Consider the following 11,550-nt stretch of genomic DNA (forward strand, 5'->3'; position numbering starts at 1 on the left):
AGAAAAAGAAGAATCCGTAAAATTACCTCCTGTGTTTAAGCCTCCAGAAGAAATGCCAAGTTCTGAAAATTGGCTCACTTAGAGCCTCGGCAGGATAATATCTCACAAAGTGCATATTCCTCCATATTTTCAGGAAATACTTCTTCCCCATACTCTGATGCGTAAACCCACCATACTTGGAAAAGTGCCTGCCGAAGTTGCCGCCATTCAGAATTTCTGCCAGCAACAACTTTCCTCGCTTCTCATCCATCGGTGCTATCATCTTATCCTCAGACATCCCCAGCACCTCCTTCATCACAAACATCACAGCCCCCGCAAACTTCCATAATCCCAAATACTTCAATTCCCTCTGCACCACAACTAAAGCAGTAGAGGCAGAAGAATCAGTAGAGCCAGAAGAACCGGCAGCAAAAGAAGAGCGAGCAACAGTAGCAGAAGTGTCAATAGATCCAGCAGAATTATCTCCCTCTATAGAAAGGCGGTCCCATCCCGCACAATCTGGCGAGACCTTTGATGGTCCGCCAACCTTAGAGCGTAGCGGTTCCGAGCACCGAGAAGGTGCGGTTACATCCCCGCTTCCTGAGGAAGAGGGGCTTGGGGAGAAAGTGGAGCCCTCTTTGGAAAGAGGGACGGGGTGATTCGAAAAATCTCCTTCTTTAAGGGTAAAGAGGGACGGGGTGATTTTCGAAGAATTTTGATAGACTTTATAAAAGTCGCAAACCACATAGTAGTAGTCAATGATTTGCCTCATTCCAATCCCCTCATCAAAGAAATGATGATAAAGATGACACAACTGATACACCACATTAAAAGGCGAAGTAGGAATAGCAATATCCCCTGCCCCATCGGGCAGCCCAACAACATTTGAGCATTGCAAATCCGCATTCCTCCGAAACCATTTCTGCAACCTAACATGATTAAGAATATTATTCATGGAGCAAGGAAAGAAATGCAGCTCAACCGGAACACCATCCAGAGAAGTCTCCAAATGCTGCAGTCTGATATCATCCCCTAGTTCAAACTTTTTTTGAGCATACTCCATAATCCTCTCCCTACTGGCATTTATCCAAACATCAATATCCCCAGGAGTACGGGAATATGGATTCGGATACATCAAGGCATTGCCCTGACCTTTTAGAACACAGCACCTCAATCCATCCTCCCTCAGCATCGAGAAGAGTTTGCTTGCCACCATATTCACCTTCATGTTATGTCGATGAATTTGTTGTGCCGCTCCCATCCAAGTCATCAGCAAATCCCTTCCTATCGGATTCTTCTTTAACTCATCAGGGAACTCCTGTCCCAATCTGTTGATACCATTAAAGCAGAATCCGATAATTGCTTGATTAGATGCGAAGGTATATAGTTGCCGCCAATCCAAATTGGTGACAACCATACTCATATCCACCTTCTTGCCAAGGCAATATTTTAAGAACAAAAAGATTGCAGATGTTTTTGTCATTTCTTATTTCAGATATTTCCTGTCATTATCCTCGAACCAATCAGCCAGCGCTTCCTCAAAGCTCCACTTAAACTGATAACCGCAATTCTTCAACTTCTCACCACAGATATTAGTAGAAATCTGGAGCTTCTTCACTCTCGCAGGACAGATACCCATTGGCGAACCAAGGAGCATGGCAGCTCTAGCCATAGGCATGATAACCCAGTTAGGAATATCAGGCACAAACTGAGTCAATCCAGTTACCTTCTTCATAGCCTCTACAATATGCTGAATGGTATAAGCAGGTTCGAAACAACAGTTATAAATCTCCACACCCTTAGCAGACTTCACGTCTACCCCATTCGTGTTATTCGAGTTATTCGTGTTCACCCCCTCTTCCACTTTCCATAGCATGAATCTCACCAACTCCTTTACATAGATACAAGCCTTGATGGTATCCTTTCTGCCAGGGTAAGCAAACTTATGACTACGGATAGCCCAATACAATCTGGTAAAGTTACCATTCTCACCCTTTCCGAATACCACACCAGGACGAACAATGAGCAATTGCCTATCATTCACAGCGGACTTCACGTCCGCCCCATCTGTGTTAATCTGTGAGATCTGTGGGACACTTCCTCCATTCTGCCACTTCTCATGAATCTTCTCTGCCACCAACTTAGAGATACCGTATGCAGTATTAGGAGTAGGCAATGTTGTTTCCTTCTTCAGTTCCTCTGCTGCTCCGTATGGTGCGATACTAGAAGTAAACACAATCTTCTTGATATTCCACTTCTCCGCAAACGCCACCACATTCTCAGCACCACGGATATTAGTCTCGAAATACTCATAATCTTCATGACCAGGAGTACGATGAACTGCAGCAAAGTTGAAGATGACATCATCCTCTGTAGGAGTAAATGGCAAGTTCTCGATAGGCTTGCGGATATCATACTCGATGAAAGTAGACTGCAACTTCTGACCATCACGCAAAGCAGGCTTGTAATCCTTTACTACCGGATTAGGAGTACCAGGCTTCACGATGTCGAGGTTATATACTTGGGCGTTAGGATAACGCTCCTTAATCAAATTTGTAAGATGGGTACCGATGAAGCCGGTACCGCCAGTGATAATATAATTCATAAAACTATGTTTAATAGATTATTGGCTGCACTCAGCAAAATCAAGCAAGCTTGTTTTGCTCTCGTTTGCACAATAATTCATTAATCAATATTTATTCCGTACTTCTTAAATTCCTCGTATTTCTCTTCAACGAACTCCTTGATTTCTCTTTTGAATCTCTCTTCTGAGAAACCTTCAGCCCATTGACGACAATCAGCAGGAGCGAATGGTTGTGACCCAATAGCCTCAAACTTATTTACGGCTTCAACTATTGCTTCAAGAGTCTGCTCTTTAAAGAACAATCCGGTCTTACCGCCGTTAACTGTCTCTAGCGAACCACCATGACCGTATGCAATAACAGGAGTACCGCAACTTTGAGCTTCGATAGGAATCATGCCAAAATCCTCATCAGCAGCAAAGACAAAAGCCTTGGCATGCTGCATCTTGTCTTTCAGCACATCAAATGGCTGATATCCCATCACGGTTACATTATCCTTAGCCAGTTTACGATACGCCTCCAGATTTGGACCACCACCTATCACAACCAGTTTCTTATCAGGCATCTGATTAAAGGCTTCGATGATGGTATCAATCTTCTTATAAGCTACTAATCTACTACTAGCTAGATAATACTCCTGTTTATCATTACATAATTCAAAATTGGAGATATCAATGTTAGGATGGATAGTCGTAGCTTTTCTTCTATATGTTTTTCTAATACGCTGACCCACATAATCAGAATTACTGATATAATAATCCACACGACTTCCTGCAATGGCATCAAACTGACGGATAGGATGAAGCATAAGACGAACTAACCAACTCTTGAATCCCTTATCCAAATGCGATTCTTCCAGATACTCATTATACATATCCCAACAATATCTGATAGGACTATGACAATAACAGATATGTAATTGGTCAGCCTTGGTCAGCACACCTTTCGCCACACAATGAGAAGAAGAGATAACAACATCATATCCTCTCAGATCGAATTGCTCAATGGCAAAAGGAAACAAAGGAAGATAGGCACGATGCTTCTTTGTTCCCAAAGGCATCTTCTGAATAAAGGAAGTATGAACCTTTTCCCATGGAATACCAAGTTCATCACATACCTCTTTCTTAGCCACCAATGTATATATATCAGCATCTGGAAATACGTCCAGAATTGCTTTAACTACCTTGTCAGAGCCACCAACTGTGACAAGCCATTCTTGTACGATTGCAACTTTCATATATCATTAATTGAAATTCATTACATTACTTTCCAAATTCTTTAATTCTCTGTTCTTCTTTCAAAGAGCAGACAAGCAATTGTCCATTCTTCTCGGCTACGATATAGCCATCCAAGCCTTGAACTACCACCTTACTTTCATCAACTGCATGAACCACGCAGTTCTTGCATTCATATAGGCGGATATCCTTACCCACCTTGGCATTGCCATTCTCATCTTGTGGAAGCAGGGTACGGAGACTACCCCAGCTACCTAAGTCGCTCCAGCCGAACTCAGCTGGCAAGGTATAGATTTCCTTCGACTTCTCCATTACGGCATAGTCAATGCTAATCTTCTCACAGGTTGGGAAGAGTTTGCCGACTACCTTTTTCTCCTGTTCGGTATAGAAAGAAGGTGCCATCTCATCCATGATGCTGGCAAGGTTTGGCTGGAAGGTGCGGATTGCCTTACTGATGGTATCAATGTTCCATACGAAGATTCCGGCATTCCAATAGTAATTGCCAGCGGCAAGGTATTGCTCAGCTGTCTCCAGGTTTGGCTTTTCCTTGAAAGCCTTTACCTTATAGATTTCATCTACGGATGTTGGCTCTGCTGCAGCGATATAGCCATAGCCTGTTTCAGGGCGGCTTGGCTTGATACCGATGGTAACGATGGCGTTCTTATCGGCTGTATAGCTCAATGCCTTGCTGAGCACTCGCTGATACTCCGAGGTGTTGATGACCAGGGCATCGGATGGTGTCACTACGATGTTGGCATCAGGATGTTTCTTCTGGATCTTCCAGCAGGCATAAGCAATACATGGAGCGGTATTGCGAGCCTCCGGCTCTGATAATATGTTATCTACTGGCATGTCAGGGATTTGCTCCTTGACGATGCTGATATATTTCTCGTTTGTCACTACCCACATGTTCTCGACAGGACAGATTGGTTTCAATCTATCTACTGTCAATTGAATGAGGGAACGGCCGACACCCATCACATCTATGAACTGCTTTGGATAATCGGGGGTTGACATTGACCAAAAGCGGCTACCTACGCCACCGGCCATGATTATGATTTGAATATCGTTATACATAAACTATTTCAATGCCAGCTTTTCAAACTCAACTGCTATTTGATTTGCAGTTTCTTTCCAAGAAATCCAATGAGGATAATCTTTTTTAGGCATAAGAACAACCTTATCTAAACATTCAGCAATAGAATCAGGAGAATAAGGATTAAAATAGGAAACAAAGTTCTTTCCTATTTCTCTAAATACAGGGATATCAGAACAAGCTATAGGCAAATTGAATTTCATTGCCTCAACAACAGGTAAACCAAATCCTTCGTAAAATGACGGCTGTACCAATGCTGTCGCCCCTTTATACCACGAATAGAGTTCATCATCAGATATATTACCAGTAAAGATTACCCTTTCAGTATCTTTATTTAAGTTATCTACAATGCCAAATACCTCATTATCCCCTGTAATAAAGCCTTCTTTTTTGCCTACAATCACAAACTTGTGGGCTTTATTTTTCATTAGAGAAAAACCTAAGAGAGCGTTTTTTAAGTTTTTATGAGGCTTTACACTACCCACAAAAAGAATATACTTGAAGGAGACAAGAGGTTCATGCACTTGCATTACATCTATATCACATCCATTATATACGGCAACTGTTTTATTTGCAATATTCGCCCCACAAGTTCTGGCAATTTCACTCTTTGAAAAATCAGAAACCGTCAATATCATATCACTCTTATGGGAAGAGAAATAATAAAATGGCTTTATCATAACTCTCTTCATAAAGCTATAATACTGCGGATTAGCCAAATGAAATACATCGTGAAGTGTTACCACTCTAGATTTCGCCTTGCAAGGCAGAAAAGGAACATTCATATATGGAGACCAAAAGATATCACACATAGGAATCACTCTAGGTAACTCAACCTGTTCTGATACCGTAAACATCTTTGCATTGCAAATAATTAGAGAAAGGTGAGTTGGCTGGTTGTCAGAAGATTTCACTATCTCTTTACGAACTTTTTCATCTGCTACAATTAGAGTAAAATCCCATTTTTCGTTTTTCAATAACTCAAGAACGATTTCTTGAACATATCTACCAATACCTCCAAAATTCTTACCCCACATTCGACAATCTATTGTTATTCTCATATACTTTAGATCTTTATGTATGAATAATAGTGAACATGTAATAATTCGAACACAAACTTTATGAAGTTTTTGGAACGAAATACCAAAATATCTTTTAGAGATGTATATTTGTTTAGTGGTTTATAATTCTTCCAAAAAGTTTTACCAAGATAATGATAATACAGACTCTTATACGGATTTTTACATTCCTTGTACCAGGGCTTTATCGGCCCAGAATAATGAATAATTATTGGTTTATATATATCTTCCATATCATGTATATATAGTTTGGAGACTTTAGCCTTTTTAAGCAAGCAAGCATCCATAACATTATACTTCAATGGAATGAACTTTTTACTAGCATGGAAAAATTTATTCAACACATCTTGATCATGAAACAATATATCCTCATGATGTTCTCTTATATAAGTCGTAAAATCATCAAATGTACACTTTTTCCTTATGTTTTCAAGATTCAACAAAAGCACACCTGCATTAAAATAAGAGTATTGCTGGTCGTACTTTAATCTCTTACATCCAGAAAAACATAAAGATGGTTGTTCTTCCAATGCGGCCAAGCAAACTTTAGAAACATCATAGTTCCACAAACCAGATAAGTCACCATTTACAACAATGTCACAATCAAGATAAATGACCTTATTAATTTCTACAGGAATTAAATCCGGTATTAAGAGGCGATAATAAGTTGCTAGAGAAACATAAGTATTTGCTGTTCCTTCACCAATAGGAAACTTTTCAAGACTATGTTTGTCCAACAGTATAAACTTCACACTATTTTTATATGCATAAACAAGCTCGTTTATATGCTTAACATTCTGGTCTGAAATGTAATCAGAAATAATAAAAAAATTGATTAACCCATTATTATTTGAACATACAGAAGCAATCAAAACAGATGCATGTTGTACATAAGAATCATCAAATGTTAATACTATATTCATGCTTTTCCTAAAATATGATTAAGCTTTCCACTTAAAAAGTTTAAATATATCCCTGTTACAGACCAAATAAAAACCAAAGGTTTTATTTTTTTCTTTTTTAGCCACAATGTACTAATATCAGTTTCTTTTAGTCTTTTATATATAGTCTTTAGTATTTCATTATTTTCCTTGTTTTTTTCACTATATACTAAACCGATTTTGAATGTGGTATAAATTATCTTATTAATTACAACCTTTTGATTATTGCGTACGACACTATTAGTCATTTTGTGATCTGATGCAAAATCATCTACGAGACGCTTGGATACAACCAACAAACTTTTATAACTTTTTACTTGATTGATTGGATTTACCGTCTGCCCCTCACGACCAATATGATATTCGTATAAATCACAATTTATAAACTTCAAAGATTGAATATATTTCAACGGAAAATATACATACTCCAAGTCCGTATAACTTACTCCCTCATCTAGAAATAATTGAATATCAGTCAATAAAGAAGTTTTATATGTAACGGCATGCATAGACAAGACTTCATAATTATCAACGGAAAAATCAAAGGAATGATAAGTTTTATCAAAAGTGACATTCTGGGGAACAATTCTGTTATGCAGATATGTCAAATCATATTTATATAAAAAATTTGAAATAATCATATCCTCGTTGGAATGTGACAATTTATCTAAAAAATCTGATAAAGCAACGTTAGAAAATGTATCATCAGCATCCAAAATTCGAAAATATTTTCCAACAGCTCTTTTTAAACCGCAATTAATACACGAACCATAATTACCATTTGGCTTATCTATAACTTGAATTATATTAGGATATTTATCTTTAAATTGCTCTGCAATTTTCAAAGAACAATCTTTGCTTCCATCATTAATGACTAAAATCTCAAAGTCGCATCGACTTTCATTACCCACTATTACAGAATTCAAGCATCGAGCTAGATACTTTTCCATATTATAGGTTGGAATAATTATACTTAATAAAATCATAAGTTAAAAATTAAATATTGATTTACAAAAATGTACTATTTTGAATATGTATTCTATTTTAATAAAATAACTTTCTTCTTTAATTCCAATATCCGGCTCAAAGGATATGCTATTATTAATAAAGATAATTCCGTATAAAGGATAATGGTGATTGAAAAGACACAGGAATACAAAAGATACATTATAGCCAAGCTATATTGTTTTTTAGCAATTTGAACTAATGGCCAGATCAGTAAAGAGTAACCATATACTACCAACATAAATAATCCACCATCTGCCATTAATACGAATAAAGAATTACTACTTCCAAATTGATTTTTACCATATCCACTTCCTAACCAAATATTATCAAAAAACACGTTTAAAGCCGTGTTTATATCCGCTAATCTTACATCATAGGAAGACGTTTGACTTTTCATTTCCATTATAATATTGCCTACATATATCAATAATATTGTAATTAAAACACTCAAGAATAAAATAATAGCAGTTTGTAGTCGTGACAAGCTACCATCATGTAATTTTCTTAGAACATGAGTAAAAACTAAAGCTAATAACGCAAACTGACCTGTTGTTGATGTTGACGTCAAAATTGCAGTTGCAAGAATTATTATTTTCCATCTATTCCTATGCATAATAAAATATTCAGTCAAAAGTGCTATTACTAAAGTATAGTTAAACATAGGAGCTTCGGGATAAATACCACAATTTCTAAATGGCTGAGCTTCATAATAAACATTGTACCATGTTGGGAAAAAAGTACCACTCCAATCTGTATAAACAATATTAGTACTTGGTAATAGTTGCAAAACGGTGCCAAGCAAATAGAAAAACAACGAAACACATGATATAAATATCACTAAATTTTCAAGGCAATGAAGCAAGTCTCGATAACGTTCAAATCCTCCAAAAGCAAGATAAAGAGTTACCATAGGAAGAAATCCAAAGAATTTCAATATATAGCCATTATCTCCAGTTCCATTAAAGTACATAATTAATGCCCATGCTATATACAAGAAACAGCAAAATGGCGCTATGGGTTTTAACGAAAACTTAATTTTACTTCTTATTAATAAACATAATAATAATAATATCGAAGACAAAAGTACCACTTGACTTACTTTTCGATCATTTACAATATAAACAGAATTACATTCAAGTAACAATGTAAACGTAAACAAATATAAAATGAATGTATGTATTTTTTTCGACATAACTTTATTTTTATTTGACGACATAATATGAAATAGGTGAGCAATATAAACTACATCTATTGGAGAAGAGATTGAAAACTAATCTTCTAAGCTTTTCATCTAGGAATAGTAAAATTGGACAAGAAAATCGTGACATATAACAGAAGAATTATCCTTACTGCCATCATTCACTACTAGCACTTCTAAGTGCTGCATTTGTTCCTCAGGTACAATCAATGAATCAAGACATCAGCGAAGATAGTCTTGCATATTGTACGTAGGAATTACTATTGTTAATATCTTTTCCATATCATTTTTTCTATTCTTTGTTAGCCATATCAGAAAGAGTGTTACAACTCTTAAAAAGACTTAATTATCAAGCTAAAGGAAATCTGCTTTCCGATTTCACAAGTTACATAAATAAACTTTTAAATACTCCAAATCTGTAATACTAATGCATCATAAAGAGAATGTAAAAAACTGTCAAGTAACTTCTTCGTCTTCTTGCCTTGTGGCAAATTTAACTTTTCCAGCAATATCACACTTTCTTCACTATCTGGTTCATCAATCAAACATCTATAACGCTTCAGATAATCTGTAGAATTATTTCCCAAAAACATTGCAATTGCATATATTGGAGAATTACAAGTTCGATAAAGACCTGCTGTTAACGTTATATTCCCATCCATCATGTCTACCAGAACAGAACGGCGACAATCAGAATAACTTGTAACTTGATAAGCCCCCAAGAGTGACTCTAAATACAAATTTACACGATATTGAAAATAACGTAAAAATTTATACGGATAATGTGCAACAATATCTGGACTTAGTTCCAGCCCCATCAAAACATACTTATCCAAAAAAGAAAGAAGATTGTCTCTTAACTCATCGATACCCAAACCACGAACAGACAAAATCAAAGGATACATAAATCCTCTAATAGATGATTGACCTACTGATAGATGCGTTAGAATTCGACGAACAACGAACGTATCCAAAGCCTTAGAAACAAGTTTTATCTTATTTTGAATATCCTTTTGCAAATCCGATTGATTAACAACAGATAAGTATAAAGGGTACGCTAAAGAAGAAGCTACTCCATATGGATTTTGAACAAAAATACTCGGATATAAACCGTTTGGTGATGTTTCGGAAACTCGAATTGACAAGAATATACTTATATAAAAACTTAACTCATCTGTGATTAAACTCTCTATTTTACTATCAGAAGTCAATTTAAATAACTTCATATTGTTTTTTACCCAACGATGAAACCCTATACCTATGGCATCTACATCAGAGGTATCTTTTACATTCATAAGGTACCGACCTCTAAGCCAAGCTCTAAAGAAGTCTTGTTCACAATCTTTATCTACAGATATCAGACGTTGTATATTCTCTTTCCATTTTTTGTCACATCTACGTCTAACTTCTGCATCTTTAATCTTAGAGAGAAGCAAACTTTTTAGCATTTCTGAAGATGTTAGATTAAATCCTCTATCATTCATGGTCTCAAATATTGTATATGCATTATCATCTGAATAAGATAAAATCTGCACTAAAACTACTTTATTTAGCAACCAATAAGAAAATAAAATAATTCTATCCACATCTTTCAGACGTTCTGGAAACAAATCCTCAATATCTGTATAGCGACTTAAGATATTAGACTCAGACACGCTCATATTTGTTTTATCAAAGTCAATATCTTTATATAGATAGTCCATTACTCGCTCACGTCCTTCTATATTTAGATTATACGCTTCCTTTCTAAAGCTACGCTTATAGATTAGACCATCCAAATCATCTTTAGTATCTGGAAAATTCTTCACTATATATATAAGCAAAAGTGTTAACGACGTAAGGCGTTGCTGCCCATCAATAAGAGAATACATGGTATGATGCCTACTAACAATATAAGGTCCCATAAAATATGGTTTATAGGCAGGAACATCGTCTATAGTGTCCCCATTCTTATAAGACTCATGAAAAGCAAAATCTAAGTCATATATGAGCTGTTCTATATGTTTCTTCTCCCATTTATATTCTCGTTGAAAATAATCGATTACATACCTATCTTCAAACACTTGAGCCAGGCTCATCCCCTGTCCATCAATTTTATTTTCCATAATTCAACTTAATAAAAATCTGTAACCAATATTTTAAGTAATGCAAAGGCATGTTCATAAATTTTCAACATATTAGTGTTTATTTCAATTTCTCCATGAACAGCCTTACATCTCAAATCATAAAGCACGTCAATAATTGATGCTGCTAAAACAACATAATCATTGGTATAAGTACTACCTTCTATTTTTATGCGACCAAGCGTAAGCGTCCAAAAATGTCACAACGCCCCTATTTGCGGGCTTTTTGCAAAGCCCGCAAATTTCATTTTTAAATTTCTTTCACTAAAAATTTCATTAATCCAAGCAGATTGTCATTGGAAGCAGGTT

Annotated in this window: 9 protein-coding genes; all 9 read right to left on the reverse strand. The window is 36.2% G+C overall.

Going from position 1 to position 11,550, the window contains the following annotated elements:
• Positions 1-22 precede the first annotated feature (22 nt).
• Positions 23-1,462, reverse strand: a complete 1,440-nt coding sequence (locus tag ACWJAO_RS09545; protein WP_449140084.1) for a nucleotidyltransferase family protein — start codon at positions 1,460-1,462, stop codon at positions 23-25.
• A gap of 3 nt (positions 1,463-1,465) precedes the next feature.
• A complete protein-coding gene (locus ACWJAO_RS09550) occupies positions 1,466-2,584 on the reverse strand; it encodes an NAD-dependent epimerase/dehydratase family protein (RefSeq protein WP_449140085.1) in 1,119 nt (372 codons plus the stop codon).
• 80 nt (positions 2,585-2,664) lie between these two features.
• On the reverse strand, positions 2,665-3,798 hold the full coding sequence (locus tag ACWJAO_RS09555; protein WP_449140086.1) for a glycosyltransferase family 4 protein: 1,134 nt from the start codon (positions 3,796-3,798) through the stop codon (positions 2,665-2,667).
• Between the two features lie 25 nt (positions 3,799-3,823).
• Positions 3,824-4,873 (reverse strand): mannose-1-phosphate guanylyltransferase, encoded by a 1,050-nt coding sequence (locus ACWJAO_RS09560; protein ID WP_449140087.1) that lies wholly within the window; start codon positions 4,871-4,873, stop codon positions 3,824-3,826.
• Between the two features lie 3 nt (positions 4,874-4,876).
• Complete coding sequence (locus ACWJAO_RS09565) at positions 4,877-5,953, reverse strand: glycosyltransferase family 4 protein (RefSeq protein ID WP_449140088.1); 1,077 nt, start codon at positions 5,951-5,953, stop codon at positions 4,877-4,879.
• A gap of 5 nt (positions 5,954-5,958) precedes the next feature.
• Complete coding sequence (locus tag ACWJAO_RS09570) at positions 5,959-6,894, reverse strand: glycosyltransferase family 8 protein (RefSeq protein WP_449140089.1); 936 nt, start codon at positions 6,892-6,894, stop codon at positions 5,959-5,961.
• On the reverse strand, positions 6,891-7,898 hold the full coding sequence (locus ACWJAO_RS09575) for a glycosyltransferase family 2 protein (RefSeq protein WP_449140090.1): 1,008 nt from the start codon (positions 7,896-7,898) through the stop codon (positions 6,891-6,893). The genes ACWJAO_RS09570 and ACWJAO_RS09575 overlap by 4 nt, the downstream gene beginning before the upstream one ends.
• A gap of 53 nt (positions 7,899-7,951) precedes the next feature.
• Positions 7,952-8,890, reverse strand: a complete 939-nt coding sequence (locus ACWJAO_RS09580) for a hypothetical protein (protein ID WP_449140091.1) — start codon at positions 8,888-8,890, stop codon at positions 7,952-7,954.
• A 629-nt stretch (positions 8,891-9,519) separates the two neighbouring features.
• Positions 9,520-11,223: a DUF262 domain-containing protein gene (locus ACWJAO_RS09585; RefSeq protein ID WP_449140092.1), complete on the reverse strand. Its 1,704-nt coding sequence runs from the start codon at positions 11,221-11,223 to the stop codon at positions 9,520-9,522.
• Positions 11,224-11,550: the final 327 nt, after the last annotated feature.

It is taken from the genome of Segatella sp. (assembly GCF_977051555.1).

Bases quoted from the DNA above. Each gene is read 5' to 3' on its own strand.
- ACWJAO_RS09575 (WP_449140090.1), bottom strand. From the start codon at position 7,898: ATGATTTTATTAAGTATAATTATTCCAACCTATAATATGGAAAAGTAT.
- ACWJAO_RS09560 (WP_449140087.1), bottom strand. From the start codon at position 4,873: ATGTATAACGATATTCAAATCATAATCATGGCCGGTGGCGTAGGTAGC.
- ACWJAO_RS09580 (WP_449140091.1), bottom strand. From the start codon at position 8,890: ATGTACTTTAATGGAACTGGAGATAATGGCTATATATTGAAATTCTTT.
- ACWJAO_RS09545 (WP_449140084.1), bottom strand. From the start codon at position 1,462: ATGACAAAAACATCTGCAATCTTTTTGTTCTTAAAATATTGCCTTGGC.
- ACWJAO_RS09555 (WP_449140086.1), bottom strand. From the start codon at position 3,798: ATGAAAGTTGCAATCGTACAAGAATGGCTTGTCACAGTTGGTGGCTCT.
- ACWJAO_RS09585 (WP_449140092.1), bottom strand. From the start codon at position 11,223: ATGGAAAATAAAATTGATGGACAGGGGATGAGCCTGGCTCAAGTGTTT.
- ACWJAO_RS09570 (WP_449140089.1), bottom strand. From the start codon at position 6,894: ATGAATATAGTATTAACATTTGATGATTCTTATGTACAACATGCATCT.
- ACWJAO_RS09550 (WP_449140085.1), bottom strand. From the start codon at position 2,584: ATGAATTATATTATCACTGGCGGTACCGGCTTCATCGGTACCCATCTT.
- ACWJAO_RS09565 (WP_449140088.1), bottom strand. From the start codon at position 5,953: ATGAGAATAACAATAGATTGTCGAATGTGGGGTAAGAATTTTGGAGGT.